The organism is Pseudomonadota bacterium (assembly GCA_022361155.1).
GTDB lineage: Bacteria > Myxococcota_A > Polyangia > Polyangiales > JAKSBK01 > JAKSBK01.
The window spans coordinates 1-1,967 of record JAKSBK010000124.1 but is presented as its reverse complement, the minus strand read 5'-3'; the positions used below and the strand labels follow the sequence as shown (position 1 = coordinate 1,967).

Sequence of the window (1,967 nt, the reverse complement as noted above, 5' to 3'; positions counted from 1 at the left end):
GGATTGGCGTAATCATATCCCGGCAATCGGATCGACCGGCGACGGTATTTTTCGGGATCATACTTCATGTCATTCTATATCCCGTTTTGAGAGGGCACGATGCCAGACATCGGGGAACCTCGCAGGTCTGCACCTGTGCGCTGATTTTTGGGTAGGTTAGGTAACTCTTGGCGGCGAGGTGCGTCCCTAACGCCCAGGATACTGTAGGCTCGGTCTTAGTAAAGAATGGTGTATGGTGCCTTATGCAGACTGAATATACAACTTCAACAAGACGCAGAGTCACGCCCGCCTTCCTATTCGGGATCCTCATCGCCGACTGGCCGGGACGGGAGAATCCGCAACCGCTGTCGCATTCGGGAGTACCTACTAAAAAGTAATCCTTGTGTGACCTAAAAGCAACCAAATTTCACGGCAGAAACGCACATGTTTGGTAACAAGTATTTTACTTGACCCTTTCTCCGATTTTCAATATCTTCCGCCATTTCAAGCAACTCAACATCAGCGGAATGCCCGACGTACTCTCTTACTTTGGCTTGATCTCTCTCGCTATTTATGCCATTATCCTGTTGATATTGATTTCAGGATGCCTGCGACTACGTAACCATAAGAGCCATATTCTGCCGCGTATTTCAGTAGTTGTGGCTGCCAGAAATGAAGAAAAAAATCTCGGTCGATGTCTAAGAGCCTTGCTGTCGCAAACCTACCTGGCTGACCGGACGCAAATTGTTGTTGTCAATGACCGCTCAACGGACAACACCGCTGTCGTTCTGGAGGAGCATCGTCGGCAGCATTCGAATTTTGAACTGGTTACGATCCCATCTGGAACCAAGCGAGCCAGTCCGAAGAAATACGCTCTGAGCAAGGCCATTTCTAAAGCTAGCGGAGACTTGATCTTCACCACAGACGCCGACTGTACCCCCTCGCCAGAATGGCTAGCTGATACCGTGCCGTTGTTTGGAGATAACGTCGGGATGGTAGTCGGGCCAGCGCCATTTGAAGAGAAGGACGACCCTTGGAATCGGGTCCTTGCGTTAGATAACCTAGCAAACGCCGTGGTCTCGGCCGGCACGGTTGGTTGGAATATCGGTGCAACTTGTACCGGGAGGAATCTCGCCTACAGAAAAGAAGCTTTTGAAGAGGTTGGAGGCTTTTCTGAAATTGAGCATAGCCTCTCGGGTGACGACGACCTACTGTTGCAACAACTAGCAAACCGAACAACCTGGAAAATGACCTATGCTCTGAACCCCAAAGTCGCCGTTCCAAGCCCGGCCGCCTCTGGTCCTTCTCAGTTCATTCGTCAGCGCCGGCGCCATGTTTCCGCGGCCAAGCACTATTCCCGGCCTCTCCAAGCCTCTTACCTGCTTTTCAATCTGTGCAACACCTATTTGTTTTCGTTTTGGATATTCTCGCTGTTTCTACAGCAACATCTTCCAACTGCAACGGCGTTGCTCGCTATGAAGATCTGCCTGGATTTCTTAGCTCTGGCGTGGATGGCAAACAAATTAGGCCAAAACAAGTTGCTGGCGTGGATCCCCCTGTGGGAGCTGTTCTTTCTGATCAATCAAACGTTTATAAGCCCGTTGGGTCTCGTGGGAAAAGTCAAATGGAAGTAGTGATCAATCGGGCCAGATAGTCAACATGAAAGAAATCCCCGTCCGGCTATTATTGCGGGCTCTTACATTCAAGCGACTATGGAATATCTGCCTTGCCGTCATCTCTTACGGTATCTCCTGGGCCACCAAGAGAAGTATCGTCTGGGGACAGCCTGCGATTCTGACCATAGAGCCGACCAATGTTTGCAACCTCGAATGCCCGTTATGCGTCACCGGCAACGGGAAGATGGAGCGACGGCGCGGTCTCATGAATTTTGACACCTTCCGTAAGACACTCGATAAAATAGGAGACCATCTGGTCTATCTTCTGCTTTACCATCAAGGCGAGCCGTTCCTTAACCGAGAGTTCTTGCG

2 protein-coding genes are annotated in these 1,967 nt (G+C 50.4%); both read left to right on the top strand.

Annotated elements, in window-relative coordinates:
* Positions 1-446: 446 nt before the first annotated feature.
* The gene (locus tag MJD61_04315) at positions 447-1,613 is read left to right on the top strand and encodes a glycosyltransferase (GenBank protein ID MCG8554500.1); all 1,167 of its coding nucleotides are present in this window, start codon (positions 447-449) and stop codon (positions 1,611-1,613) included.
* 25 nt (positions 1,614-1,638) lie between these two features.
* On the top strand, positions 1,639-1,967 hold a 329-nt coding region (locus MJD61_04310), incomplete at its 3' end, for an aldehyde ferredoxin oxidoreductase (GenBank protein MCG8554499.1).